The organism is Paenarthrobacter sp. PAE-2, from assembly GCF_026013155.1.
Lineage (GTDB): Bacteria > Actinomycetota > Actinomycetes > Actinomycetales > Micrococcaceae > Arthrobacter > Arthrobacter ureafaciens.
Genome location: NZ_JAPDNV010000013.1, coordinates 55810 through 81842, shown reverse-complemented (window position 1 = coordinate 81842; position 26033 = coordinate 55810). Strand labels below are relative to the sequence as shown.

Annotated in this window: 21 protein-coding genes and 2 tRNA genes; 14 read left to right on the top strand and 9 right to left on the bottom strand. The window is 63.8% G+C overall.

Going from position 1 to position 26033, the window contains the following annotated elements; genetic code table 11:
* Positions 1-42 precede the first annotated feature (42 nt).
* Positions 43-948, bottom strand: a complete 906-nt coding sequence (locus OCL88_RS10580) for an acyl-CoA thioesterase (protein ID WP_193593536.1) — start codon at positions 946-948, stop codon at positions 43-45.
* A gap of 63 nt (positions 949-1011) precedes the next feature.
* On the opposite strand from OCL88_RS10580, the gene OCL88_RS10575 reads away from it, so the two are divergent.
* On the top strand, positions 1012-1683 hold the full coding sequence (locus OCL88_RS10575) for a hypothetical protein (RefSeq protein ID WP_264962470.1): 672 nt from the start codon (positions 1012-1014) through the stop codon (positions 1681-1683).
* 34 nt (positions 1684-1717) lie between these two features.
* Here OCL88_RS10575 and OCL88_RS10570 read toward each other — a convergent pair whose 3' ends face one another.
* Both OCL88_RS10570 and OCL88_RS10565 read right to left on the bottom strand, forming a co-directional pair.
* Positions 1718-2131 carry a globin gene (locus tag OCL88_RS10570; protein ID WP_082038915.1) on the bottom strand — a complete coding sequence of 138 codons (414 nt, stop codon included), beginning with the start codon at positions 2129-2131 and terminating at the stop codon, positions 1718-1720.
* Between the two features lie 52 nt (positions 2132-2183).
* Complete coding sequence (locus tag OCL88_RS10565) at positions 2184-2861, bottom strand: mechanosensitive ion channel family protein (protein ID WP_264962488.1); 678 nt, start codon at positions 2859-2861, stop codon at positions 2184-2186.
* A 121-nt stretch (positions 2862-2982) separates the two neighbouring features.
* On the opposite strand from OCL88_RS10565, the gene OCL88_RS10560 reads away from it, so the two are divergent.
* A complete protein-coding gene (locus OCL88_RS10560) occupies positions 2983-3990 on the top strand; it encodes an NAD-dependent epimerase/dehydratase family protein (protein ID WP_264962469.1) in 1008 nt (335 codons plus the stop codon).
* Here the strand turns inward: OCL88_RS10560 and OCL88_RS10555 are convergent.
* Both OCL88_RS10555 and pepN read right to left on the bottom strand, forming a co-directional pair.
* Positions 3987-4466, bottom strand: a complete 480-nt coding sequence (locus OCL88_RS10555) for an OsmC family protein (protein WP_264962468.1) — start codon at positions 4464-4466, stop codon at positions 3987-3989. The genes OCL88_RS10560 and OCL88_RS10555 overlap by 4 nt on opposite strands.
* Positions 4467-4515: 49 nt before the next feature.
* Positions 4516-7077, bottom strand: a complete 2562-nt coding sequence (pepN, locus tag OCL88_RS10550; protein WP_264962467.1) for an aminopeptidase N — start codon at positions 7075-7077, stop codon at positions 4516-4518.
* A 154-nt stretch (positions 7078-7231) separates the two neighbouring features.
* Between pepN and OCL88_RS10545 the strand changes: the two genes are divergently transcribed.
* The 3 genes from OCL88_RS10545 (at position 7232) to OCL88_RS10535 (ending at position 9700) form a co-directional block, all read left to right on the top strand.
* A complete protein-coding gene (locus OCL88_RS10545) occupies positions 7232-8227 on the top strand; it encodes a hypothetical protein (RefSeq protein ID WP_264962466.1) in 996 nt (331 codons plus the stop codon).
* Between the two features lie 103 nt (positions 8228-8330).
* Positions 8331-8813, top strand: coding sequence for a ribose-5-phosphate isomerase (locus tag OCL88_RS10540; protein ID WP_166185410.1), 483 nt, complete (start codon positions 8331-8333; stop codon positions 8811-8813).
* Positions 8813-9700, top strand: a complete 888-nt coding sequence (locus OCL88_RS10535; protein ID WP_264962465.1) for an Fpg/Nei family DNA glycosylase — start codon at positions 8813-8815, stop codon at positions 9698-9700. The genes OCL88_RS10540 and OCL88_RS10535 overlap by 1 nt, the downstream gene beginning before the upstream one ends.
* Positions 9701-9788: 88 nt before the next feature.
* On the opposite strand, the gene OCL88_RS10530 is transcribed toward OCL88_RS10535, so the two are convergent.
* A tRNA-Gly gene (locus OCL88_RS10530) sits at positions 9789-9862 on the bottom strand.
* A 127-nt stretch (positions 9863-9989) separates the two neighbouring features.
* Here OCL88_RS10530 and OCL88_RS10525 point away from each other — a divergent pair.
* From OCL88_RS10525 to OCL88_RS10500, 6 genes are all read left to right on the top strand, one after another.
* A tRNA-Pro gene (locus OCL88_RS10525) sits at positions 9990-10064 on the top strand.
* Between the two features lie 71 nt (positions 10065-10135).
* Positions 10136-11512, top strand: coding sequence for a trigger factor (gene tig / locus OCL88_RS10520; RefSeq protein ID WP_021470701.1), 1377 nt, complete (start codon positions 10136-10138; stop codon positions 11510-11512).
* A 220-nt stretch (positions 11513-11732) separates the two neighbouring features.
* Positions 11733-12347, top strand: a complete 615-nt coding sequence (locus OCL88_RS10515; RefSeq protein ID WP_021470700.1) for an ATP-dependent Clp protease proteolytic subunit — start codon at positions 11733-11735, stop codon at positions 12345-12347.
* A gap of 36 nt (positions 12348-12383) precedes the next feature.
* Positions 12384-13043 carry an ATP-dependent Clp protease proteolytic subunit gene (locus OCL88_RS10510; protein ID WP_021470699.1) on the top strand — a complete coding sequence of 220 codons (660 nt, stop codon included), beginning with the start codon at positions 12384-12386 and terminating at the stop codon, positions 13041-13043.
* A gap of 182 nt (positions 13044-13225) precedes the next feature.
* Entirely contained in the window at positions 13226-14515 is a 1290-nt protein-coding gene (clpX, locus tag OCL88_RS10505) for an ATP-dependent Clp protease ATP-binding subunit ClpX (protein WP_021470698.1), read from the top strand.
* 82 nt (positions 14516-14597) lie between these two features.
* Complete coding sequence (locus OCL88_RS10500) at positions 14598-15227, top strand: DsbA family protein (RefSeq protein ID WP_021470697.1); 630 nt, start codon at positions 14598-14600, stop codon at positions 15225-15227.
* A 24-nt stretch (positions 15228-15251) separates the two neighbouring features.
* Here OCL88_RS10500 and OCL88_RS10495 read toward each other — a convergent pair whose 3' ends face one another.
* On the bottom strand, positions 15252-16127 hold the full coding sequence (locus OCL88_RS10495) for an Fpg/Nei family DNA glycosylase (RefSeq protein WP_264962464.1): 876 nt from the start codon (positions 16125-16127) through the stop codon (positions 15252-15254).
* A 396-nt stretch (positions 16128-16523) separates the two neighbouring features.
* On the bottom strand, positions 16524-19145 hold the full coding sequence (valS, locus tag OCL88_RS10490; protein WP_264962463.1) for a valine--tRNA ligase: 2622 nt from the start codon (positions 19143-19145) through the stop codon (positions 16524-16526).
* 73 nt (positions 19146-19218) lie between these two features.
* Between valS and OCL88_RS10485 the strand changes: the two genes are divergently transcribed.
* Entirely contained in the window at positions 19219-19986 is a 768-nt protein-coding gene (locus tag OCL88_RS10485) for an SDR family oxidoreductase (RefSeq protein ID WP_243541012.1), read from the top strand.
* A gap of 15 nt (positions 19987-20001) precedes the next feature.
* Here OCL88_RS10485 and OCL88_RS10480 read toward each other — a convergent pair whose 3' ends face one another.
* Entirely contained in the window at positions 20002-21027 is a 1026-nt protein-coding gene (locus tag OCL88_RS10480; protein ID WP_264962462.1) for an endonuclease/exonuclease/phosphatase family protein, read from the bottom strand.
* Positions 21028-21355: 328 nt separating this feature from the next.
* Here OCL88_RS10480 and ileS point away from each other — a divergent pair, with 328 nt between their 5' ends.
* Positions 21356-24667 carry an isoleucine--tRNA ligase gene (gene ileS / locus OCL88_RS10475; protein WP_264962461.1) on the top strand — a complete coding sequence of 1104 codons (3312 nt, stop codon included), beginning with the start codon at positions 21356-21358 and terminating at the stop codon, positions 24665-24667.
* Positions 24668-24670: 3 nt separating this feature from the next.
* The gene (locus tag OCL88_RS10470) at positions 24671-26032 is read left to right on the top strand and encodes a bifunctional folylpolyglutamate synthase/dihydrofolate synthase (protein ID WP_062096983.1); all 1362 of its coding nucleotides are present in this window, start codon (positions 24671-24673) and stop codon (positions 26030-26032) included.
* Position 26033: the final 1 nt, after the last annotated feature.

Sequence of the window (26033 nt, the reverse complement as noted above, 5' to 3'; positions counted from 1 at the left end):
CGACGAATGGCCGCCCCGAAAGGGACGGCCATTCGTCGTTGGTCACGGAATCCGGACCATGCCTTCCTGCGCGACTGTGGCGACGTGCAGTCCTTCCCGGTTGAAGATCCGCCCCGTGGCCAAGCCCCGGGCCCCTTGTGCACTGGGTGATTCCTGCACATAGAGCATCCATTCATCCACCCGCACCGGTCGGTGCCACCACATCGCGTGATCCAGGCTGGCCACGCTCATGCCCGGAGTCATCCACGCGAGGCCGTGCTTGCGCAGGATGGGTTCCAGCAAGGTGTAGTCGCTGGCGTACGCCAGGGCAGCACGGTGCAGGTTGGGATCGTCAGGGAGGGGGCCCATCGTTTTCATCCACACGGCATTCGTTGCCACGTGCCGGGTTGGCGCGGTGACGTAGAGCGCGGGATCGACGTGCCGGACGTCGAACGGCCGCTCCGAGGACATGTGCCGTGCCAACGGGTGGTCGAAGGAGGACAGCAAATCCGCTGTGCTGGGCAATGACTCGGGATCCGGGATGCCTTCCGGCATGGCCGTCTGGTGATCCAACCCTTCGTCCGCAACCTGGAACGAGGCAATCATGGACAGGATCGGCACACCGTCCTGGTAAGCATGGACCCGCCGCGCGGAGAAGGAACGCCCGTCGCGCAACCGCTCGACTCCAAAGGTGATGGGCTTGTTGGCGTCCCCGGGACGAAGGAAGTAGCCGTGCATCGAATGGGCAACGCGGTCCGCGTCAACCGTGCGCATGCCGGCCATCATGGACTGTGCCAGGACCTGTCCGCCGAAGACGCGGTGCCTGGGCTGCCTTTGGGACGGGCCCAGGAAGATGTCCTCGTTGGTCCGTGCTCCGTCGAAGTCGCCCAGGTCCAGCAGGCCGATCAGCACTTCCATGGGGTCTTCTGCGGGTGCCTCCGCGTCCGGGTTGGCCTTCGTGTCAGTCATGGTTCGACTCTAGACGGCGCCCCAACCCCTCTCAACCGAAGACATGCCGGTAGAGTCGATGCTGTGACAGACGTCTTGACCCAGTCCTTCCGTTTCGCCGACCCCCACGATCTCAGCGACCTGCGGACCTACGTGACACGCGCCAAAACCATCGATGACGGCGCCATCCGCCTGCAGGCTGCCGGCAAGGTTCTGGCCGCCTATGTGTGCGTCCTCAGGCCGCGGATCCTGGGTGAATCCACCCCCACCATCCTCGGGTTGCGGACAATGGCCCTCGCCGAGGAAGCCCAAGCGGACGCCACCGTGACGCTTGCCTCCGTCCTGGATCGGCTGGCCCGCTCGCGTGCCGGGGACGTTGAGCTTCCCATCCCGCCGTCCACGGTGTCGGAGTCGTGGGCCGGCGTCGGGGCTCCGCGCTCCGGTTGGGAAGCCTTGGGCGCGATGGCCGACGTCGAACTCAAGTCCGCAGCCGAAGGCGGTATCGCCGAGGTGGCAGAGGCCGTGCCCGCGGTGGCAGGCGCTGCCGTGGTCAACAGTGCCCGTGCCGCCGTCTGGAGCCGGCCCCTGCCGGGGCTTGAAGAGCTCCCGGCAGGGGCGGCCTTTGCCGCTTTTGCTTTGGGTTTCCTTGCCGGCGGAGAGCAGCAGGTATTCCGCAACGGTCGCTGGTTCCGGCTGAGCGGATCGCGCGGACACGTTCTGGTGAGGACGGCCGCCGGCCTCGGCTTCCGGTACTAGCAGCGACGAACCCAAGAACCCAAGAACGGAAGAACTACTGCGCGGACGGACTGTTGACCATGGTCAACGCTGCTCGCTCCATGTAGTCCCACAGGGTTCCCTCGTGCAGGGGTGACAGGCCCAGCGAGTCCACGGCCGTGCGCATGTGGAACAGCCATCGGTCCTTCGCTTCCGGCGTTACCCGGAAGGGCATGTGCCGCATCCTCAGCCTTGGATGGCCGCGTTCCTCGCTGTAGGTGGTGGGGCCGCCCCAGTACTGCTCAAGGAACATGAGGAAGCGCCGCTTGGCGGGCCCGAGGTCCTCTTCGGGGTACATCGGCCGCAGCAGGGGATCCCCGGCCACACCGTCATAGAAGACGTCGATCAGCTTCACGAAGGTGTCGTGCCCGCCGACTGCCGCGTAGAAGCTGTCCGTGTAGGCAGGCTGGCTGAAGGGATCGTTTTGCATCAACTGGCGTCGCGGCCCGGCCTGCGGTGCGCCCGGTTGCCCGGAATTGGCATCATTCACTTGACTTCTCCTCAGGCTTCGCGGCCGTGCCTGCGGGGGCTCCGGCGCTCACTTTGGTTTCTCCGTCGTCGTCCGGCGAAGGTGTGTCGATGGGTACGTAGTCTCCTTGAGAGCGGTTGCCTACCCGGAGGATCTCGCCGTTGCGGAGGTACCAGATGGCGCCGTCCTCCGCCCTGACGCGGGTGATCCGCAGGCCGACCGATTCCACCGTGCCAATGACTTCGCTGGTGACGATCACGTCGCCAATGCCGTATTGGTCTTCGATGGTGATGAAGATGCCGGCGAGGAAGTCCCGGATGAGCTGCTGGGCACCAAAGCCGATGGCCACACCCAGGATGCCCACACTGGTCAGCAGGGGTGCGACGTCGACGTTCATGTACTTCAGGACGTAGATGATGACGATCACCACCACGATCACGCTCACCAGGCTGGTCAGCAGCGAACCGATGGTTTGGGCCCGCTGCGAGCGGCGCTCGTGGTCCAGTGCCCGGATGGCAGGCTGCACCCATTTGAAGTGCGGTTTCTTGAAGAGCGAACTGCCGGAGGCGACCCTTCGGGTGATGCGAAGGATGATGAAGCGTGCCACGGTCCATACCAGCAGGCCCACGCCTACGGTGATGAGGATTGAGACAACGTCGATTTTTTCCGGTTCGATCGTGAGGGTTTCCATCCAAGAGATGAAGGTCAAGGTGTATTGGCTCCTTGTCGTCGGCCCGTGTTCTCCCAGGGGTGAACACTCTGTCCACCATTAACCCTAGCGCCGTTGCATGATCGCGCCGTAGCGTGGCCGCATGCGAATCCTCGTCCTGGGTGGTACGGCTTTCCTGTCCGCTGAAATCACGCGGCAAGCCCTCGCCGCCGGGCATGAGGTCACCTGCCTGGCGCGCGGTACTTCCGCGGCAGTGCCCGACGGCGCCACGTGGGTCCGTGCGGATCGCGCCGTTGGCGCGGCGGCCTTCACGGACCTCGACGGTCACTGGGATGAGGTAGTGGAGGTGGCCCGGGATCCGGTCTTCGCGAAGGCAGCCCTTGACGCCCTGGCCGGCCGGGCGGGGCATTGGACGTTCGTTTCGAGTTGCTCCGTCTATGCCGATCCGTCGGTTCCCGGCGCAGCAGAGGACGCCGGATTGCTCCAACCCCTGCCGGAAGGAGAACACGGAACGCCGGAGACGTACGGCGAGTCAAAGTCAGCCATCGAGGAGATGACGCGCCGGGCAGCAGGGGAGAAGGCCCACATTCTCAGGCCCGGCCTGATCGGAGGTCCCGGGGATGCTTCGGACAGGTACGGTTATTGGCCCGCCCGGTTTGCCGCGAAGGCCGGCCCCGTCCTGGTCCCGGACATTCCGGACTCACCGACCCAGATCGTCGACGTCAGGGACGTTGCAGCCTGGGTTCTTTACGGTGCGGACCGGGGACTGTCGGGAACCTTCAACGCTGTGGGGGAAGTGGTTCCCTTTGCGGGGTATATCGCTGCGTCACGGAGTGCGTCCGGGGCTACGGAAGAAGTTGTCCCCGTCAGCGAAGACTGGCTGGTGCAGCAGGGGATCGACTACTGGGCCGGCCCGGACTCGCTTCCCTTGTGGTTGCCGCCAGGGCACGAAGGGTTCCAGGCCCGGAACAACATAGCCGCCGTCGCGGCAGGCCTTGCGCTGCGGCCCTGGCAGGAAACCCTCAAGGACACCCTTGAGGACGAACGGAACAGGGGCCTCGACCGCGAACGCAGGGCGGGCCTGAGCCGTCCGACGGAACGCAGGCTGCTGGAGCTCTGGAGGGACCGCAGCGGCGGGCCACCCGGCTAGGCAGCCGTCGTCGTCGTGGTTGGTTCGTGAAGCACGGGGAAATTGACGCTGCGCGCGATGAAGCAGACTTGGTTGGCTTCGTGGTGAAGCTGCGACATGAGGCTTTCATCAACGGCATCGACGATGGTGACGCGGGGCTTGAGGGTTACCGACTCGAATTGCCCGCTGCCGTCCCGGTTGAGCTTCATGAGCCCCTCGGCATTGTCCTCGTATCCGGTGACCACCACACCGTGCTTGACCGCGACGTGCAGGAAGGACAACATGTGGCACTGGGCCAAAGCTGCCAGCAGCAATTGCTCAGGGTTGTAGCGTGTCCGGTCACCGTGGAACGTGGGATCGGCTGACCCTTTCAACGTCGGTAGTCCGGGAATAACGACGTCGTGGTCCCGGGAGTAGGCCCGGTAGCCTGCCGTGCCGTCACCGCGGTTTCCGGTCCAGCGGACGGTCAGCGCGTAATGGTGTTCATTCAGGCCCATGCGGACAGTCTAGCCAGCGCAGACTGTCCGCATGGGAGGAGGCGAACGGCTAGTCGACGTCGGCGGCCCGGGCGCGCAGGGCGCGTGCCACGGCGTCGCGGTTCTCCAGCATCATGCGCCTGAGCGCCGCGCTGTCTTCCGGCAAAGCCGCCAGGAACTCGTCCGTCCGGTCGATGGTGGCTTGGGTGGTCAGCTGGGCGGGGTAGAGGCCTACTACGATTTGCTGGGCCAGCGCATGGGTCCGTTCCTTCACGATTCCAGGTACTGCCTGGAAGTACCTCTCCGCGAACGGTTCCAGCAGCGCGGTGTCCGGAACACGGGTGAAGCCGGCAACGGCTGAGGACTGGAGTGCATTGGAGAGCTCGCCCTTGACCACGATCGACTCCCATGCAGCGTCCTTGGCCTCTGCGGTTGGTATCGCAGCCTTGGCGAGGGCGGCTGCGTTGTGGCCGTTGGAGGTGTTGTCCCGCTCGAGTTCTTCCTCGATCCGGTCCTGCCCGTGGCGGCCGCCGACTACCAGTGCTGTCAGCAGTTCCCACCGCATGTCCTGGTCCACAGTCAGGCCTTCCAAGGTTGACGTGCCGTCGAGGAGGGCCTGGATCCGGTCCAGTTGGGAGTCGCTGCGTGAGATCTGGGCGTAGGACTTCACGAACTGCAACTGGGCATCGGATCCGGCTTCCACGCTGGAAGCGAGCTCCCACAAGCGGTCGGCGGCCCTGACTGCCGTTTCCTCCTTGTGCTCTGCGGCCACGTAGTAAGTGAGGGTCGTTGCCAATTGGCGGAGCTGGACGAGGATCACCGACGAGTCCGTCTCGTGGGCGATGTTGGCCAGGATCAGGTCCACGTAGCCGCGGGCGGGAGTCTCGCCGTCGCGGGCCGCATCCCACGCCGAACCCCACACCAAGGTGCGGGGAAGGCTTGAGGTGAAGTCCTTCAGGTGGGCCTTCGCGGTGGCGAGCGACTCCGGGTCAAGCCTTACCTTCGCGTACGCGAGATCGTCGTCGTTGAGGAGGACAAGGTCGGGCCGGGCCTTGCCCACCAGGGTGGGGACCTCCGTGCGGGCGCCGTCGACGTCGAGCTCTTCGCGGTGGACGCGCTCAAGCTTGCCGTCGACGACGTCGTAGAAGCCCACCGCCAGGCGGTGCGGGCGGATGGTGGGCTGTTCGGCGACGGCGGTCTGGAGAATGGCAAATCCGGTGATGACGCCGTTTTCATCAACAGTGACCTCGGGGGCGAGCGTGTTCACGCCCGCAGTCTCAAGCCACAACCCGCCCCACTGGTCCAGGTCACGGCCGCTGGCGGCTTCGAGCTCCTGCATAAGGTCCGAAAGTTCCGTGTTGCCCCAGGCATGCTTGGCAAAATAGGTCCGGACCCCGGCCATGAACTGTTCCGGGCCCACCCAGGCCACCAGTTGGCGCAGCACTGAAGCGCCTTTGGCGTAGGTGATGCCGTCGAAGTTGACCTCCACGTCCTGGAGGCTGTTGATGTCCGCGAAGATGGGATGCGTTGTGGGGAGTTGGTCCTGGCGGTAAGCCCAGGACTTCTCCACGGAGGCGAACGTGGTCCACGCGTGGTCGAATTCAGTGTTCTCCACCGCTGCGAGGTGGGACATGTATTCGGCAAAGGACTCGTTCAGCCAGAGGTCGTTCCACCAGCGCATGGTGACGAGGTCCCCGAACCACATGTGGGCCAGTTCGTGCAGGACGGTGATAGCGCGGCGCTCCACTTGGGCGCCGGTGACCTTGCCGCGGAAAACGTAGCCTTCGAGGATAGTGACGGCACCGGCGTTTTCCATGGCACCGGCGTTGAACTCCGGCACGAAGAGCTGATCGTACTTTTCGAACGGGTACGGGCAGCCGAACTGCGCCTCGAAGAATTCGAAGCCCTGCCGGGTCAGCTCGAAGATGTTGTCGGCGTCGAGGTACTGCATGAGGGACTTCCGGGCGAATACTCCCAGCGGGACCACCCGGCCGTCCGAACTTGTCACTTCCGAGCGTACGGATTGGTACGGGCCGGCGATCAGTGCGGTGACGTACGACGAGAGCCGGGGGGTGGGGGCGAACTTCCACACTGAGCGCGCACCGCCGTCGTCCCCGGCCTCAATGGTTTCCGGGGCAGGCGTGGGGGAGTTGGAGACCACGTCCCAGTGTGACGGAGCCGTGACGGTGAAAGTGAAGCTTGCCTTCAGGTCGGGCTGTTCAAAGACGGCGAACATGCGCCGGGAGTCGGGCACTTCAAACTGCGTATAGAGGTATACCTCCCCGTCCACGGGGTCCACGAAGCGGTGCAGGCCCTCGCCGGTGTTCATGTAGGGAGCATCGGCAACAATGACGAGTTCGTTGTCTTCGGCGAGGTCGGGGAGCTGGATCCGGACGCCGTCGGAAACGACCGCCGGGTCAAGTTCCGTGCCGTTCAGCGTAACGCTGTGGACGGTGTCGGTAATGGCATCGATGAAGGTCGAGGCTCCGGCGCGGGCCGAGAAACGGACGGTGGTGGTGGAGCCGAAGACGGTCGGCCCCTTGGTCAGGTCCAGGGTGACGTTGTACGACTCGACGTTGAGGAGTTCAGCGCGGCTCGCGGCTTCCCCGCGCGTGAGATTAAGGCCTGGCAAATGTGCCTCCGGAAGTTGGACTGGGCGGCCGGTCGGTTCTCCCGCCGCTGGTGTGAAGTCATTCTTTCACTCTCTGCCGCGATCGCAAGGGATGCCCGTACGGTGTCGTGGAGTCCACTCCCTGCATGTCGATGCTCCGGAGTAGTTTGGAACCATGGGAACGTTTCGCGACTCTCTTGACACCCGCGCTTTGCGGTTTGCGCTGTTTTTTCCGCTTCTGCTGGCCATCGGCTTCGTTGTTTGCGCCCAGATGTTGAGGAACAGCCTCCCGGACCCTGTGGCTGTCATGTGGAATGCCGACGGCGGAAGCGCCTTTGCGCCCTTCGGCGCCTATGTTGCCGGCGGCGCAGCCATGATCACCTTGTTTGGCTGGCTCGCCTTCATGCAGGCCGTTCCGCTCTCCCGGCCCGTTGTCATGCGCCGGGTCATGATGGGGCTGGGCCTCATGGTCAGTCTCTTCGTCACCACGGTGCTCGCTGCCGGGCTGGTCGGCCAGTCGGGGATCGGGGAGGCCAGAGTGTCCCATGTGGACCCGATCGTCCTGGCCATGGGAAGCGGCGCGGCCCTGGCGCTGGGTGTCGTCATGATGTTCGCCTTCAAGCCCGATGCCCGCTGGACCCCTGAGGACGACCAGGCCCTGGAAACCGAACGGATGCTGCTTGCCGATCCGGACCTGACCCGGGACACCCTCCGGATCTGGGTCCACGCCCGCAGTTCAGTGTTCATCATGATCATCGTTTCTGCCCTGTTCCCGGCAGCCCTGATTGCCGTGGCGCTGCCCTGGCTCGGAGCCCTGGTGGCCGCCGTGGCGCTGCTGGGTGCGGGCTTCCTTTTCGCCCGTGTCCGTGCGGACAGGGGAGGACTTCGGGTGCTGGCCGGCGGACTCGTCCCGGTGCTGAGCGTTCCCGCCGTCGATATTGCCGCAGCGGCACCCGCCGACGTCAAAGCTGCCGACTACGGCGGCTGGGGCCTTCGGCACCACGACGACGCGACCGCGATGCTGGTGAGCAGCGGGCCCGCCGTCGTCGTCAGGAAACTCAACGGCGGCCGGGTGGCCCTGAGCGCCGGAACGGCGGCAGCAGCTGATACGTTGGCCGGAATCCTCAACCGGGCCGCTGCCCGGGCCCATGACGACGGGCAGCCCCAATGAAGCCGGTCACGGTAATCTAGGTAAGCATCCCTCCCCGCCGCGCCTGGCCCGGGCTGTGCACCTGCCCAGCGGCTTACCGGCGCTCCACAAAGAACGGACTACAGTGACTACTCCCCGCGTCCACATCGCTACGGACCACGCAGGCATGGAACTCAGCGCACACCTGGTCAGCTACCTCACGGCCAAGGGCTATGAGGTTGTGGACCACGGGCCCAGGGAATATGACGCCCTGGACGACTACCCGTCGTTCTGCATCAATGCCGGGGAAGCCGTCGTTGCCGACCAGGCAGCCGGAGTCCATGCGCTGGGCATCGTGCTGGGCGGATCGGGCAACGGCGAACAGATTGCCGCCAATAAGGTCAAGGGAGTCCGCGCGGCCTTGGCATGGAACCTCTCCACCGCCAAGCTTGCTCGTGAGCACAACGACGCGAACGTCGTGGCTGTAGGCGGCCGGCAGCACAGCGTCGACGAAGCCACCGAAATCATCGAAGCGTTCCTGCAGGAACCGTTCAGCAATGACGAGCGCCATGTCCGCCGCATTGGAAAGATCGCTGTGTACGAGACCACGGGCGAGATCGTCGAGTAGTGCCTGAAGGTCATTCCATCCACCGGCTGGCCCGCCAGTTCCAGGATGTCTTCGTCGGCCGGCGCCTTCATGTCAGCAGTCCGCAGGGACGCTTCACCGAAGGCGCCGCGCTGTTGGACGGACACGTGCTGGTGGAGGCGCTCGCCCACGGAAAGCAGTTGTTCCTGGCCTTCGACCACGGGCTCTACCTCCACGTCCACCTGGGCTTATACGGTGCGTGGAGCTTCGGCGGGGACAGTTCCTTTACGGGTGCCTCGAGCATCGGAGCACCGCGCAGGATCGGTGAGCGTGAATCCGGGCCTGCCGGTGGGGACGCGGAATACTCCGGGCCGCCGGAACCGGTAGGGGCCGTGCGCGTCCGCCTCGTGTCGGACCATGGCTGGGCCGATCTCCGAGGGGCGACCACCTGCGCCGTAGTGACGTCCGATGAGGCGGCCAAGGTACTTGACCGCCTGGGGCCGGATCCCCTCCGTAACCTTCCGGGGGACCGCGATGAGTTCATCCGCCGGCTGCGCAAGCGGAAGACCGCCGTCGCGCTCCTGATGATGGACCAGTCCGTCCTCGCGGGAGTCGGAAACATCTACCGCGCGGAAGTCCTTTTCCGGCAGGCAGTGGATCCCTGGACGCCCGGAGCGGCCGTGGATGTCGAAACTGCCGGCCGCCTCTGGGACGATGCCGTGTCCACCATGTCCGACGGCGTCCGCGACGGCAGGATTGTGACGACGCCCCCGGCTCTGTGGACCGAAGGTGCACCCATGGTGTCCGACGCCGACGCCCACTTTGTCTATAAGCGGCACGGATTGCCCTGCCGCGCGTGCGGGACAATCGTGGGCATGGCGGAAATAGGAGCCCGCAAACTCTATTGGTGCCCGGGCTGCCAGGTCTGAGCTTCCCCGCCGGGCCTGAGCCTCCGGGGACGATGGTCCGGCACAACGCAAGAAGGCCTCCGATCCTGGGATCGGAGGCCTTCTTCCTTGGAGGGGACGACGGGAATCGAACCCGCGTAATCAGTTTGGAAGACTGAGGCTTTACCATTAAGCTACGTCCCCAGAAGGATTCCCTGTTCAGGGCTTCTTTCCGGTTGGCTGTTCAAGCCGGATATAACTAAACCTAATTCGGGCGGCGCTGTCAAATGTGCATTCGCGGCGCTCTTGCCCGTAGACTGTCCTGTGCATTCGGGGTGTAGCTCAGCTTGGCTAGAGCGCCTGCTTTGGGAGCAGGAAGTCGCAGGTTCAAATCCTGTCACCCCGACTCTGTGTTTCGCATTCTTTTCCTTGAGTGCGGCAGAACCCCATACCCACCAATTCAGGAGTACTTAGACTGTGAAGAGCGCTGTCGAGAACCTCACCGCAACGCGGGTCAAGCTCAATGTTGAGGTTCCCTTTGAGGAACTGAAGCCGAGCATCGATGCCGCGTACAAGACCGTTGCTTCGCAGATCCAGGTGCCCGGATTCCGCAAGGGCAAGGTTCCTTCCAAGCTCATCGACCAGCGCGTCGGCCGCGGCTACGTTCTGGAGACGGCTATCAACGACGGCCTCAATGGCTGGTACCAGGCTGCTGTCCAGGAAACCGGAGTGCGCCCGCTGAGCCGTCCCGAGGTGGAAATCACCGAGGTTCCGGATCCGTCCGCTACCGACGGCGAACTCAAGTTCCAGGTCGAGGTTGACGTCCGTCCCGAGATCGAACTGCCCGACTACGCTGGCATCAAGGTAGAGGTTGCTGCAGCCGAGTCCTCCGACGCTGACGTTGACAAGGCCCTGGATGAACTCCGTGGCCGCTTCGGCACCCTCAAGTCCGTTGAGCGCCCGGCGCAGAACGATGACTTCCTCACCATCGACATCACCGCCTCGATTGACGGCGAAGAGATCGATTCCGCTTCCGGCCTGTCCTACCAGGTTGGTTCCGCCACCATGCTCGAAGGCCTGGACGAGGCTGTTTCCGGTCTCTCCGCCGACGAGGAAGCGATCTTCGACACCACCCTCGTTGGTGGCGAGCACGCCGGCGAAGCCGCCCAGGTCAAGGTAGTAGTCAAGGCCGTCAAGGAGCGCGAGCTTCCCGAGGCAAACGATGACTTCGCACAGCTGGCATCCGAATTCGACACCCTGGCTGAACTCCGCGAAGACCTCGCCAAGCAGGCCGCTGAGTCCAAGGTTGTTGGCCAGGGCGTGGAAGCCCGCGACAAGGTCCTGGACAAGCTCGTCGAGCTGGTTGAGGTTCCCGTCCCGGCATCCGTCGTCGAAGAGCAGGTCGAGGCCCACTTCACCCAGGAAAACTCCCACGGCGAAGGCGACCACGACACCGAGGAGCACCGCGCAGAGGTGAAGGCAAACACTGAGCGCGCCTTCCAGAACGAGGTCATCCTCGACGCCATTGCGGACAAGGAAGAAGTCAACGTCAGCCAGAACGAGCTGATCGACTACATCGTCACCACCGCCAGCCAGTACGGCATGGACCCCAACCAGTTCGCCCAGATCATCGATCAGAGCGGCCAGGTCCCCATGATGGTTTCCGAGGTTCGCCGCCGCAAGGCACTGGCAGTAGTGCTGGGCCAGGCCGAGGTTGTGGACTCCGAAGGCAACAAGGTTGACCTGACCGACTTCGTGCGCCCTGCCGGTGAAGTTGCCGCTGAAGAAACTGCAGAAGCCGAGGCTGAAGCAGAGACCGTCTCCAGCGACGACCCCGCAGCAGTGAAGTTCTAATACGGCTTCAACCGGCCCCGGATCCTTGGATCCGGGGCCGGTTCGCTTTAAGGGCAGAACACAAGGCCCGGGCCCTCCCGTGCGCCGTCAGCGAACAGTGCGATTCCGGCGAACAAAACGCCGGCCAAAGCGGTTAGTGTCCAATGTAGTGAAGTTCAGTGAGGTCACTGGCACCAGCGAGAGGTAAGTACTTATGTCACAGCAATCAGAGGCTCCCCGGATGGCAACTGTCGATCCCGCGGCCCAGGACAACTACATCTACAACCGCCTGCTGAAAGAGCGCATCATCTGGCTCGGCTCCGAGGTCCGCGATGAGAACGCCAACGCCATCTGCTCACAGCTTCTCCTCCTCTCGGCCGAAGACCCGGAGAAGGACATCTACCTTTACATCAACTCCCCGGGTGGCTCGGTGACCGCCGGCATGGCCATCTACGACACCATGCAGTTCATCCCGAACGACGTCGTCACGGTCGCAACCGGCCTTGCCGCGTCCATGGGCCAGTTCCTGCTTTCCTCGGGCACCAAGGGCAAGCGCTACGCCACCCCCAACGCCCGCATCCTCATGCACCAGCCTTCCGGCGGAATTGGCGGCACGGCATCGGACATCAAGATCCAGGCTGAGCTGATCCTCCACATGAAGAAGGTCATGGCCGAACTGACCGCGGAGCAGACGGGACAGACTGTCGAAACCATCCTCAAGGACAACGACCGCGACAAGTGGTTCACGGCCACCGAGGCGCTGGAATACGGCTTCTTCGACAAGATCTCGGCACACGCCGGTTCCGTGGCCGGAGGCGGCGGAACGGCAAACCAGTCGGACTCCAACAACAACTAGCCGGCATTAGAACCACTGAAACCAGGAGCAATTGACATGAACTACAACTTCGGATGGTCTGCCGGCAATCTTCCTACCAGCCGCTACGTCCTGCCCCAGTTCGAAGAGCGCACGCCCTATGGCTTCAAGCGCCAGGACCCGTACACCAAGCTCTTCGAGGACCGGATCATCTTCCTCGGCGTGCAGGTTGATGACGCATCGGCCGATGACATCATGGCCCAGTTGCTGGTCCTTGAATCCACCGACCCGGACCGCGACATCACGCTGTACATCAACTCGCCCGGCGGTTCGTTCACGGCCATGACGGCTATCTACGACACCATGCAGTACATCCGGCCGGAGATCCAGACGGTCTGCCTTGGCCAGGCTGCCAGTGCCGCAGCTGTGTTGCTGGCGGCCGGCACGCCCGGCAAGAGGCTGGCGCTTCCGAACGCCCGCGTGCTGATCCACCAGCCGGCGCTCTCAGGTGGCCAGGGCGGCCAGGCATCCGACCTGGAAATCCAGGCAGCGGAGGTCATGCGTATGCGTACCTGGCTGGAAGACACCCTGGCCCAGCACTCCGGTCGGACCTCCGAGCAGGTCAACAACGACATCGAGCGGGACAAGATCCTTACCGCCGAGGAAGCCCGGGCCTACGGCCTGATTGACCAGGTCCTGGATTCCCGGAAGATCAAGCCCCAGGCTATCGCCCGGTAGCACACGGAAATCGACGCCGGTGCGGTTCGCGAAATATGGACCGCACCGGCGTTCTGTTTCCACCCAAGCGGCACTTTGTGACCTAGAGTGGAAGAAGTCACGGTGGTGCCGACCGCGGCAAGGCCGCACACTTGAGTACGGCGCGGAGCCGCATCACCCGCATGCAACGAAGGGATTCCCACATGGCTCGGATTGGCGAGAGCACGGATCTGCTGAAGTGTTCTTTCTGCGGAAAGAGCCAAAAGCAGGTTCGGAAGCTGATTGCCGGGCCCGGCGTGTACATCTGCGACGAGTGCATCGAGCTCTGCAACGAAATCATTGAAGAAGAGCTGGCAGAAGTATCGGATCTGGGCAGCTTCGAACTTCCCAAGCCCCGGGAGATCTTCGATTTCCTCCAGGAGTACGTCATTGGCCAGGAGCCGGCCAAGCGTTCCCTTGCCGTGGCTGTCTACAACCATTACAAGCGGATCCAGGCAGGCCACGCCCCCAAGAGCGGCAGCCTTGGCGACGGCGCCCACCACGAGGACGTGGAGATCGCCAAGTCCAACATCCTGCTCATCGGCCCCACGGGCTGCGGCAAGACGTACCTGGCCCAGACCCTGGCCCGCCGCCTTAATGTCCCCTTTGCCGTCGCCGACGCCACAGCCCTGACCGAAGCCGGGTATGTTGGCGAGGACGTCGAGAACATCCTGCTCAAGCTCATCCAGGCCGCGGATTACGACGTCAAGAAGGCTGAGCAGGGAATCATTTACATCGACGAGATCGACAAAATCTCCCGCAAGAGCGAGAACCCTTCGATTACCCGCGATGTGTCCGGCGAGGGCGTGCAGCAAGCACTGCTGAAGATCCTTGAGGGCACCGTGGCCTCGGTACCGCCCCAGGGTGGCCGCAAGCATCCGCATCAGGAATTCATCCAGATCGACACCACGAACGTCCTTTTCATCGTGGCCGGTGCTTTTGCCGGGCTGGAGGACATCATCGGTTCGCGGTCGGGCCGCAAAGGCATAGGCTTCGGCGCCCAGCTCAACGAAGTCCGGGACAACGTGGACTCCTACGGGGAAGTCATGCCTGAGGACCTGCTGAAGTTCGGCCTCATCCCTGAGTTCATTGGTCGCCTTCCCGTCATTACCACGGTGTCCAACCTGGACAGGCCGGCTTTGATCCAGATCCTGTCCACGCCCAAGAACGCCTTGGTCAAGCAGTACCAAAAGATGTTCCAACTCGACGGTGTGGAGCTGCAGTTCGACGACGACGCCCTGGATGCGATTGCGGACCAGGCGTTGGAGCGCGGGACGGGAGCCCGCGGACTGCGGGCCATCATGGAAGAAGTCCTGCTTCCCGTCATGTTCGATCTACCCAGCCGGGACGACATCGCCACGGTGGTCATCACCGCCGATGTCGTGGCCAAGAAGGCGCAGCCGACCATGATCGCGCACGACGTCGTGGCCAAGCGCCGGAATAAGTCGGCGTAAGCGCCGGTTGCAGCCCACAGGAGGTTGATCCTCCGCATCTCACGTTTCCGCGTGCCGTTTTCACCCTTCCGAGGAGTTTCTTGTGCCTGAAAAGACATCGACAGATCAAGCAGTCAACAAAGCCGACTTCTGGTTCGACCCCGCATGCCCTTTCGCTTGGATCACCTCACGCTGGATCGGCGAGGTTGAACAGGTCCGCGGCATCGAGACCGAATGGCACGTCATGAGCCTCTCCGTGCTGAACGAAGGCCGCGATCTGCCGGAAGACTACCGGGCGCTGATGGATCAGAGCTGGGGTCCTGTGCGGGTGATCATCGCTGCGCAGGAACTCCATGGCAGTGAATACGTCAAGCCCCTCTACGACGCCATGGGCGAAGAGATCCACCATGAGGGCAACAAGGACCGCCCGTCCGTGATCCGTAAAGCCCTGGCAGAAGTGGGCCTACCGGCGGAACTGGCCCGCTTTGCCGATTCCGACGAATACGATGCCCAACTGCGGGCCAGCCACGAGGCCGGGATATCACTGGTGGGCCAGGACGTGGGAACGCCTGTGGTTGCCTTCAACGGGACGGCATTCTTCGGCCCGGTACTGACCCGGATTCCCCGCGGCGAAGATGCGGGCAAGCTCTGGGACGCCACGGTGGCCTTGGCTGGTTTCCCGCATTTCTTCGAGCTCAAGCGGAGCCGCACTGAAAGCCCTGAATTCAACTAGCTCACGGTTGACCAGCCACCCCGGCTACTTCAGGAACCGTGAGGTCCTCCTGTCAGCAAGGATCTTGCCGTTGGTTTGGCAGGTAGCGCAATACTGCAGGGAGGTGTCCGCGAAGGACACCTCCCTTACTGCGTCCCCGCACACGGGGCAGGGCTGGCCGGTCCTGGCATGAACCCGGAAGTTGCTTCGCTTGGTGTCCTTCAATTCGCTCGACGGCTTGCCGTAGGCAGCGGTCACCGCACTCACCAGGACCTCCTGCATGGCGTCGTAGAGCCTGGAAATGTGCTCCTCGTCCAAGGACTTGGCGATGGCGAAAGGTGAGATCTTCGCGGCGTGCAGGATCTCGTCACTGTAAGCATTGCCTATACCCGCAATGACGCTTTGGCTGCGCAGCAGGCCCTTGATTTGCTGGGAACTGGACCGGACGATCGCCGCCAGGGCGTCGACGTCGAAATCCGGGCTGAGCGGTTCCGGCCCCAGGCTGGCGATGCCCGGAACGTCCTGCGGATCACGGACCACGTATATTGCGAGGCTCTTCTTGGTTCCGGCCTCCGTCAGGTCCAACCCGATGTGGGTGTCATCTGCTGACCGGTGGAACAGTAAGCGCGCAGCAATGTTGCTCTTGCCCATGCGCAGGGCTGCAGATGACGGGTGCTCGGTGTAGCGGACCCATCCGGCCTTGGCCAAATGGAACACGAAGAACATTCCGCCGGCGTCGAGGCACACGAATTTGCCGAACCGTTGGACGCCTTCAATCGTGCGGCCCTCAAGGGCGTCATACGGAGGATCCGCAGTCTTGAGCGCGGCAATGGAGTTGATGCGCACGCCCGTCAGTTCGGCTCCGCGAAGTTGGGTGTCCAGGTAGGTGCACAGGCCGTGCACTTCGGGCAGTTCCGGCATGGCATAACTCTGCCACAACCCCATTGGAAATGGAGTCTGGAAAACGAGTCCGGAAACCTGCTGGTAGACGTGTCCGAAAACTACAATTCTGTAGTTCCCGCAAAGACCTTGCGCAAGCCCAAACGCGGGACAACAATAGTTCTTACCAACTTCGAAAGAAGCTGGACACGGAAACCGAAGATTCAGTGATTGCGACCAACGCAGCCTTTGGCAAAGTTGGAAACAAGCTACCAGTGACGTGGTAGGACGACCTGAAATTCCAAGGATTCCGCCAGACTGTCAAGCCGTCACCGGACAGCCGAAAAGTCGAAGCCCCACCAACGGCAAAACGCTGATGGGGCTTCCCCTTTGCCCGAAAACTGCTGGGCCGCAACCGGCTACGAAGCCGTTGCCTGTTTACGAGGCCGGCGCCTCTTCCGGCTGGGCCAGGACAACGTCGCTGACAGCCAGGTCACCTTCACCCGACTGGAGGCTGATCTCCTGGGCGTTGGCGGCGGCCTTCAAGTCGCCCAAACCGGCCTTCAGCTGTGCAATGAGCATCTCGTTGGCCGTGATCGAGGCTGAAAGCACCTCGGTGCGCTGCTTGACCTTGGCCTCGGACTTGGCCTTGCGGATGCCGCTGAGCGCCAAGCCGACCGTGCCCAGCATGGTGGTGTCGCCGTCGGCGATTTCCAAGGCTGCCGGCCAGGCTGCGCGGTGAACCGAACCGGTCCGCCACCAGCTCCACACCTCTTCGGTGGCGAAGGGCAGGAAGGGGGCGAAGAGGCGCAGGAGGGAATCGAGCGTGGTTGCCAGGGCCGCCAAAACGGAGGCCTGCTCGGCGTCGCCGGCCGCTCCGTACGCACGGTCCTTGATGAGCTCGACGTAGTCGTCGGTGAACTGCCAGAAGAACGATTCGGTGATCTGGAGGGCGCGGGCGTAGTCGTAGTTGTCGAACGCCTTGGTGGACTGGGCCACCACGTCGGCGAGCTGCGCCAGGAGCGCCCGGTCCAAGGGGTTGGTCAGGACCGAGAGATCGGCGGAGACCACGGAGTTCTCGGTTGCTCCCAAGTTGAGGACGAATTTGGAGGCGTTGAGCAGCTTGATGGCCAGGCGGCGCCCGATCTTCATCTGGGCGATCTCGTAGGCGGTGTCCGCGCCGAGCTTTGCGGAAGCGGCCCAGTAGCGCACGGCATCGGAGCCGTATTCGTTAAGCACATCGGTGGGTACCACCACGTTGCCCTTGGACTTGGACATCTTCTTCCGGTCCGGGTCGAGGATCCATCCGGAAATGGCCGCGTGCTTCCAGGGTGCGCTCTTCTGCAGAGCATCGGCCCGGACAGCGGAGGAGAAGAGCCAAGTGCGGATGATGTCGTGGCCCTGGGGGCGGAGGTCGAACGGGTAGACCTTGGAGAAAAGGTCCTCGTCCCGGCTCCAGCCGCCAACGATCTGCGGGGTGAGCGAAGAAGTGGCCCAGGTATCCAGGACGTCCGCGTCACCGGTGAAGCCGCCCGGTTGGTCGCGCTGCGACTCGTCGTAACCCGGGGCGGCGTCGGCGGCAGGATCCACGGGAAGGATGTCGTCGGAGGGCAGGATCGGGTTGTCATAGTCCGGGTTGCCCTGGGCATCCAGCGGGTACCACACAGGGATGGGCACGCCGAAGAACCGCTGGCGCGAGACCAGCCAGTCGCCGTTCAAGCCGGCAATCCAGTTCTCGTACCGGGAACGCATGAAGGACGGGTGGAAGTTGATTTCCTGGCCGCGGGCGATCAGGCGTTCACGGCGGTCCTCGTCGCGTCCGCCGTTGCGGATGTACCACTGGCGTGAGGTGACGACCTCAAGGGGTTTGTCGCCCTTTTCGAAGAAGTTCACGGGGTGGGTGATCTTCTTGGGCTCGCCGTCCAGGAGGTCCGCGGCCTTCAGGAGTTCCACGACGGCTTCCTTCGCGGAGAACGCCGTCTTGCCGGCAATTGCGGCGTAGGCTTCCTTGCCTGCCTCGGTGGTGATCCACTCGGGGGTTTCGGCAATGATGCGGCCGTCGCGGCCCATGATGGCCCGGGTGGGCAGCTGCAGCTCGCGCCACCATGTGACGTCGGTGAGGTCGCCGAAGGTGCAGACCATGGCGATGCCCGAGCCCTTGTCAGCCTTGGCGAGGGGGTGGGCCTTGACTTCGAGCTCGACGTCGAACAGCGGAGACGTGACCGTCTTGCCGAAGTAGGGCTGGTAGCGCTCGTCGTCGGGGTTCGCCACCAGCGCGGCGCAGGCGGCCAGGAGTTCGGGACGGGTGGTCTCGATGAAGATCTTGTCCCCGTCCTCGGTGAAGAAGGGGTAACGGTAATAGGCGCCCGGGACTTCCCGGTCCTCGAGCTCGGCCTGGGCCACAGCCGTGCGGAAGGTGACATCCCACAGCGTAGGGGCTTCTGCCATGTAGGCGTCACCGGCGGCGAGGTTCGCGAGGAAGGCACGCTGGGATACGGCGCGGGAGGTGTCGTCGATGGTCCGGTAGGTCAGGTTCCAGTCAACCGACAAGCCAAGGGTCTGGAAAAGGTTCTCGAAGACTTTCTCGTCCTCGACGGCGAGTTCCTCGCACAGTTCGATGAAGTTTTGGCGGGAAACGACGTCGAAATCGCGCTGGTTCTTGGCCGGCTGGGCAGGCGGCCGGTAATCGGCGTTGTAGGGGATGGCGGGATCGCAACGCACACCGTAGTAGTTCTGGACGCGGCGCTCCGTAGGCAGGCCGTTGTCATCCCAGCCCATGGGGTAGAAGACGTTCTTGCCCGTCATGCGCATGTAGCGGGCCTGGACGTCCGTCTGGGTGAAGGAGAACATGTGTCCCACGTGCAGCGAGCCGGATGCGGTGGGCGGGGGAGTGTCGATCGAGTAGACCTGCTCCCGGGTGGTGTCCGGGTTGAACTTGTAGGTTCCTTCCGTGAGCCAGCGCTGCGTCAAGGCAGCCTCCAGGCCTTCAAGGGCCGGCTTGTCGGGAACGTTGATCGGGGCGGTGGCGGGCGTGTCTGTACCCTGCGTTGATTCAGCCATGGCTCAATTGTTTCATGGTCCGCCGTTACAGTTTGCCTTCGGCTGCGGCGGGATCGCTCTGTAGGGTGGTCCCATGACTTCGGCAGCACAGACGCAGAACAAAACCGCAGTAGTAACGGGCGCCAGCACGGGCATCGGGGAGGCCACGGTGCGGACCCTCGCCGCCGATGGCTGGAAGGTCTTCGCCGTGGCCCGCCGCGCCGAACGCCTCGAGGCGCTGGCCGCCGAAACAGGGGCAGTGCCGTTCGCTGCCGATGTCACCAGTGACGACGACGTCGCGGCCCTCCTTGCCGCCGTGGCTGACACCGGGGGAGCAGGCACGCTCATCAACATCGCCGGGGGCGCCCGCGGGGCCGACACCATTGCCAACGCCAGCACAGAGGACTGGGAATGGATGTACCAGGTCAACGTGCTGGGAACCATGAAGATCACCAGGGCCTTTCTGCCCATGCTCCGGGCCACGGGCGAGGGCACTGTCCTCAACCTGACGTCCACCGCGGGGCTTTCGGCCTACGAAGGCGGCGCCGGCTACAACGCAGCCAAGTTCGCCCAACACGCCATGACCAATGCTTTGCGGCTTGAAGAAGTGGCGAACAACGTCCGGGTCATCGAGGTAGCGCCCGGCCTGGTCCAGACCGAGGAATTCGCCTTGAACCGCCTGGGGGACAAGGACGCGGCGGCCAAGGTCTACGCCGGAGTGGAGAAGCCGTTGACGGCGGCGGACGTAGCGGACGTCGTGAAGTACGCGGTATCCCTGACCCACCACATCAACCTTGACCACATCACTGTCCGCCCCGTGGCCCAGGCCGCCAACCACAAGCTCATCCGCAAAGAGAACTAGCTGAGCCGGGCTGCGTTACCGGGCAGGGACCTGCAGCGTAGCCACAAGGGCAGCGTGATCCGTCCCCGCAACCCTGTGCACTGCGTAGCCGGTGCTGCTGATCTGTGGAGTAGTGACCACGTGGTCCAGGACAATGCCGGGCAGGGCCGGGCCTTCCATGGGCCACGTGGGGGAAAGACGGCCCCACGACACCACACCCGCATCCACCAAGGTTGACCCGTCACGTCCGGAAGCCAGGAAGTCGCGGAATTCCCGGTGATCGTACGTGGCGTTGAAGTCACCCATGAAAACCTGCCGGCCCGCAGCTCCGGCTTGCCAGGCAGCCGACTCGAGGTCGCTTCGCCACTGTGCCAGCCGTTCGTCCACAGGCGGCAGGGTATGGACACTGGTGAGGGTGAAAGCCGCGCTGAGTCCGTCCAGGCGCGCGTCTACCCTCACCACTGGCATGTGGAAGGGTGAGTCCGGCAAGCGGCCGGCGTACTCAAGGGGAAACACCGAGTACACGGCGTTTCCGGCGGCGTCGTCGGTTGGATCGCTGACCAAGTGCGGCAAAGTCTTGGGCAGCCCGGCCTGCTCAAGCCGGTCCTGCAAGGCTTGCGAGAACTCCTGCACTGCCAGCACCTGGACGGATTTCTCCCGGACCAGGCGAACCACCTCATCCGCATCAGCCTGGCCGAATTCCGAGTTGAGCGTCATGACCGTCACCGGAACCGCCTGCCGTCCCTCCGGAAGGGCTTCCGGACGGCCGTAGTCCAACGGAAACAGCCAGAACAATTGAACCGCCAGCACAACCGCCGTCGTGAGCACCGCCCAAGCCCGCCGGCCGGCCACAGCAAGCATCAGCGCCAGCCCCGCCGGCACCACAAGCCACGGCGTGAACGCCACCAACTGAACAACCAGTAACGGCCACTCTGCCGGGACAGCACGGAAAACCGACAGAACCACCACTGGCAACACCACCAGCAGCGCCAATACCGTCCAAACACGCGGCGCCCCCGGCCGCCGGGAACGGACAACCGGCAGGGCAGCAGCTTCAGTCATGCGGTCGAGTCTATGCAGCGGCTCCGGCAAACACGGTCCTCCCAAGGGATGAACCTTCAAGTGGAGCATGGGGCTTCGCTGCCGCTAGACTGATGGAAGCAGCTTTGACCCGGCCATCACCGGTGAGCTTCCGGAAGAACGGCACTGCAAGCCCACAGCCAACAGTGCCCAGTAGAACCGGACGGGTAAGCCCGTCACAGCAGTAATGAGCGGCCGGGAAATCATTTCCGGTAAGTGAGGTGGTACCGCGGTACCTGCGCTGTCGAAAAAGCAGCATGGGAGCCGTCCTCGCATCCTGACAGTCAACCAGCTATCACCAGGATATGAGATGACCCACTACCCCAAGGCCTCAGCATCGCCTTCCGGCACGCACGGCGTGTCCGCCTCCGTGAAATTTCCGGAAATCGAAGAGCGCATCCTCAAATACTGGGACCAGGACGGCACCTTCCAGGCAAGCATCGACCAACGCGAAGCCGACCTTCCCGGGGGGACAGCCGGCAGCAACGAGTTCGTCTTCTACGACGGCCCGCCCTTCGCCAACGGCCTGCCCCACTACGGCCACCTCCTCACCGGCTACGCCAAGGACCTCGTAGGCCGCTACCAGACCCAGCGCGGAAAGCGCGTCGAACGCCGCTTCGGCTGGGACACCCACGGACTCCCCGCCGAGCTCGAAGCCATGAAGCAACTGGGCATGACGGACAAGACCCAGATCGAAGCCATGGGCATCGACAAATTCAACGACGCCTGCCGGGCATCCGTGATGAAGTACGCCAACGAATGGAAGGCCTACGTCACCCGCCAGGCCCGCTGGGTGGACTTCGACAACGATTACAAGACGCTGAACGTCGAATACATGGAGTCCGTGCTCTGGGCCTTCAAGCAACTCCACGAAAAAGGCCTGACCTACAACGGCTATCGCGTCCTCCCGTACTGCTGGAAAGACGAAACCCCGCTCTCCAACCATGAGCTGCGCATGGACGACGACGTCTACAAGAACCGCCAGGACCAGACCGTCACGGTCACGTTCCCCATCAAGGCGGGGGAGTCCGAGGTCTCGCAGGCGCTCGCAGGTGTCCAGGCGCTCGCCTGGACGACCACGCCCTGGACGCTTCCCACCAACCTGGCGCTCGCCGTCGGACCCGACATCTCCTACGCAGTCCTGCCTGCCGGGCCGAACGGCATCAAGGCCGCTGCTGCCGAAGCGCCGGTCACGGGTAGCTTCCTGCTGGCAGCTGACCTTGTGGCGTCCTACGCCAAGGATTTGGGGTACGGTGATGGTGCCGCTGGCGCGGCGGCCGCGGCTGCCGCCGTCACCGCTACGTACACAGGCTCCCAGTTGGCGGGCCTCGAGTACGAGCCGTTGTGGAACGACTTCGCCGACGCCGAAAAGTACGGTACGCAGAATGCCTGGCGCATCCTGGTGGCTGAGTACGTCACCACGACGGACGGTACAGGCATCGTCCACCAGGCTCCGGCCTACGGCGAGGATGACCAGAAGGTGTGTGAAGAGGCCGGCATCCCGGTTGTCCTCTCCGTTGACGAGGGCGCCAAGTTCCTGCCTTTGTTCGCCCACGGTGAGCTCGCGGGCATCGTTGGCCTGCAGGTCTTCGATGCCAACAAGCCCATCACCCAGGTCCTGCGCGCCGATGGCCGCCTGGTCCGCCAAGCCAGCTACGAGCACAGCTACCCGCACTGCTGGCGCTGCCGGAACCCGCTGATCTACCGCGCCGTATCTTCCTGGTACGTGGAAGTCACCAAGTTCAAGGACCGCATGTCCGAACTGAACCAGGACATCAACTGGATCCCGGGCAACGTCAAGGACGGCCAGTTCGGCAAGTGGCTTGAGAACGCCCGCGACTGGTCCATCAGCCGCAACCGTTACTGGGGTTCGCCCATCCCCGTGTGGCAGTCGGACGACCCCGAGTACCCCCGCACGGACGTGTACGGCTCGCTGGCTGAACTGGAGGCCGACTTCGGGCGCCTTCCCGTCAACAACGAAGGCCAGGTGGACCTGCACCGGCCGTTCATCGATGAACTGACCCGCCCCAACCCGGACGATCCCACAGGCAAGTCCACCATGCGCCGCGTGGAAGACGTGCTGGACGTGTGGTTCGATTCCGGCTCCATGCCCTACGGCCAGGTGCACTACCCGTTCCAGAACGAGGAGTGGTTCAACACCCACAACCCCGCGGACTTCATCGTGGAGTACATCGGCCAGACCCGTGGCTGGTTCTACATGCTCCACATCCTGTCCACGGCGTTGTTCGACCGCCCGGCCTTCCGCAACGTCATCAGCCACGGCATCGTGTTGGGCTCGGACGGGCAGAAGATGTCCAAGAGCCTGCGCAACTACCCTGACGTTTCCGAGGTCCTGGACCGCGACGGCTCCGATGCCATGCGTTGGTTCCTCATGTCCAGCCCCATCCTTCGCGGCGGAAACCTGATCGTCACCGAGCAGGGCATCCGCGACGGCGTCCGCCAGGTCATCCTGCCGCTGTGGAATGTGTACAGCTTCTTCACGCTGTACACGAACGCTGCCAATGGCGGTTCGGGCTACGATTCCAAGCTGCGTTACGACGGATACTCCGACACCCTTGACCAGTACCTCCTGGCCAACACCGGCGACCTCGTCCGCAACGTCACCGAAAGCCTGGACACCTACGACATCTCCGGTGCTTGCGATGAGCTGCGCAGCTACCTGGACATGCTCACCAACTGGTACGTCCGGCGCAGCCGCCAGCGTTTCTTCGACGAGAACGTTGACGCGTTCGATGCCCTCTACACGGCCCTGGAAGCGGTGTGCCGGGTGGCAGCCTCGCTGCTCCCGCTCGTCACTGAGGAGATCTGGCGCGGCCTGACCGGCGGCCGTTCCGTGCACCTGGCCGACTGGCCTGATGCTGCACTGTTCCCGGCAAACCCGGAGCTCGTGGAGGCCATGGACCGCGTGCAGCAAATCTGCTCCACCGGGTCCAGCCTGCGCAAGGCAGCGAACCTGCGCGTCCGCTTGCCGCTGCAGGAACTGACGGTCGTGGCACCCGGTGCTGACGCGCTGGAAGGCTTCGCCGCCGTCGTCGCCGATGAACTCAACCTTCGCTCCGTGCGCTTGCTGGACACCGCTGCGGCTTCGCCCGAAGAGTTCGGCATCCAGCAGAAGCTGGTGGTCAACGCCCGTGCGGCCGGTCCGCGCCTGGGCAAGAACGTCCAGCAGGCCATCAAGGGCTCCAAGTCGGGCGATTGGTCGGTCAACGACGCCGGCGTGGTGGTGGCCGGTGGACTCGAGCTGGAGCCCCAGGAGTACACGCTCGAAACCGTCGTGGCTGAAACGCCCGACGGCGGAGCTGCCGCGGCTGCCGTTCTACCGAGCGGCGGTTTCGTGGTGCTCAACACCGAGGTCACACCCGAGCTTGCCGCCGAAGGCCTGGCACGTGACATGGTCCGTGCAATCCAGCAGGCGCGCAAGGACGCCGGATTGAACGTGAGCGACCGCATCAAGACCACGGTGGAGGCGCAGCAGGATGTGGTTGAGGCGCTGCAGGCCAATGCCGGGCTCGTCAAGACTGAGACCCTGACCCTGGAGCTTGAGGTGCTGGTGTCCGGCGCCGACGAGCCGCGGGTCACAGTAACCAAGGCAGGGGCCTGATCCATGACTGACGAATTCTCGGTCGAAAGCGTCTATGCGGAACTGCTCGGCCGCGCACCGGAGAACAAGATGGAACCCCGCCTTGCTCCGCTGTTCCGTGCCATGGAGGTCCTGGGCGAGCCGAACAAGGCCTTTCCGATCATCCACATCACGGGAACCAACGGCAAGACCTCTACTGCCCGGATGATCGAGGCGGGACTGCGCGCGCACGGGCTCAGCACCGGCCGGTACACCAGCCCGCACCTTTCCAAGGTGACCGAACGCATCAGCATCAATGGCGAACCCGTCTCCGACGAGACCTTCGTCAGGATTTGGGACGAGATCCGGCCCTACCTGGAGATCGTGGACAACGAACTCGTCGCCGAGGGCCAGCCTCGCCTGACCTATTTCGAGTGTGTCACCATCCTTGGCTTCGCGATCTTTGCCGATGAGCCGGTGGATGTTGCGGTCTTCGAAGTGGGCCTTGGCGGCATCACCGATGCCACCAACGTCGGCGACGGCCAAGTATCCGTGATCACGCCCATATCCCTGGACCACACGGACCTCCTCGGCGATACCACGGAGGACATCGCCTACGAGAAAGCCGGAATCATCAAGCCCGGCGGCTTCCTGGTCAGTGCCGCGCAACCCGTGGATGCCGCCCAAGTGCTCCTGGACAAGGCCCGTGAAGTGGACGTTCCGTTCCGTTTCGAGGGCGTCGAATTCGGCGTGGAATCCCGCAGCGTGGCCGTTGGCGGGCAGGTGCTGACAATCCAGGGACTGGCTGGACGGTATGAGGAGCTGCTGCTTCCCCTGCACGGCGCCCACCAGGCGGAGAACGCTGCGGTGGCAGTTGCCGCGCTGGAGGCCTTCTTCGGCGGGGGAGAGAAAGAGCTGAACGCCGATGTCCTCCGCGAAGCGTTCGGCAACGTCACCTCCCCGGGCCGCCTGGAGGTAGTGCGGACCGCGCCGACGATCGTGGTTGACGCTGCCCACAACCCCGATGGCATCAAGGTCTCTGCCGAGGCCATCCATGAGGCCTTCAGTTTCAGCAAGCTCGTGGTGGTGGTCGGCATCCTCCAGGAGAAGGACGCCGAGGAAATCCTCAAGACACTCCAGGAACAACTGGGCGGCCTGGCTGAGGAGTTCTGCTTTACGCAGTCCAACTCTCCCCGGGCGATTCCCGCGGCGGAACTGGCGGAAATCGCCGTCGACCTCGGTTTTGGCGAGGAGAACGTCCACATTGCGGAGAAGCTCGACGACGCCCTCGAATGGGCGGTCGAACGTTCGGAATCCAATGACGACCTTGCCGGGGGAGTCCTCGTGACAGGCTCCATCACCTTGGTAGCCGAGGCCCGTATCCTCCTCGGAAAGGCCGGTGCCTGAC